Annotated in this window: 2 protein-coding genes; both read left to right on the plus strand. The window is 52.3% G+C overall.

All coding sequences use genetic code 11. From position 1 onward, the window contains the following. Positions 1–181 (plus strand): recombination protein NinB (locus GSQ70_RS00880; protein ID WP_199257208.1); only part of this gene is annotated, 181 nt, incomplete at its 5' end. Further along, the coding region (locus GSQ70_RS00885; RefSeq protein ID WP_199257209.1) for a hypothetical protein at positions 178–518 on the plus strand (341 nt) is incomplete at its 3' end. The genes GSQ70_RS00880 and GSQ70_RS00885, both read left to right, overlap by 4 nt.

Genomic DNA, 518 nt, shown 5'->3' on the forward strand with positions numbered 1-518 from the left:
TGTACCAGGCATTGACGGTGGCTTTGTGGTTCTGGGCCAGTCAACAAGCAAGATGCGCGTCAGCGAGATGCGTGACCTCATTGAGTTAATCCATGCCTTCGGTGCCGAGCACGGCGTCCGGTTCAGTGACGAATCCGCCAGGGCGCATGAGTGGGCTTCAAGATTTGGAGATGCAGCATGACAACAGCAAGACAGGTAATTATCGATTTTCTGAAGAGTAAAGGCGGCTATGTTCATTCCTGTGATATTCATAACCACGTGATACAGGCTGGATACCGGCGCAACAGCTCTCAGGGATCGCTATCTAAGATGGTCGAAGCAGGCCAGGTGCTCAGAAAGGGAATCTACAAGGACACTCTGTGCGCACTGAATCCCGACTATGAACCCAGCGCGGTAAGCCTGCGGCAAATCGCGAATCACCAGCATCTTGGATTGAAGAGTAAGCCAACGGAGAAGCAGCCCAAGCCTCAAAACGCCGTGTTCGATGAATACCGGAGCAATAGCTGGATGTACGAGAT

This window comes from Pantoea sp. BAV 3049 (assembly GCF_009765445.1).
Taxonomy (GTDB): Bacteria; Pseudomonadota; Gammaproteobacteria; order Enterobacterales; family Enterobacteriaceae; genus Erwinia.